Annotated in this window: 1 pseudogene; it reads left to right on the plus strand. The window is 53.6% G+C overall.

Features of this window, described 5'->3' with window-relative positions:
* Positions 1–235, plus strand: a pseudogene (locus tag HBA93_RS23645) (hypothetical protein); the annotation flags it as partial.

A 235-nucleotide genomic window follows, 5' to 3' on the forward strand; every position in this document is an offset into this window, starting at 1 on the left:
TGGACAAATGTTTCTTGCGACCATCCATCCGGTTCGCAGCGATAGCGGCGCAACGATAGCAACCTTCGTGACGTTGACTGACATTTCTCCGTTCAAAAGGCGCATCGCCGATTTGTCGAGCAAATATGAGAAGCTGCAAAGCTTCAACACCAGATTGCAGGAACTGGCGGAAACCGACCCGCTGACCGGCCTTGCCAATCGGCGAGGCATGGAGCGCTTCATTTGCACCGAAATG

It is taken from the genome of Ochrobactrum sp. SFR4 (assembly GCF_019730395.1).
Lineage (GTDB): Bacteria > Pseudomonadota > Alphaproteobacteria > Rhizobiales > Rhizobiaceae > Pseudochrobactrum.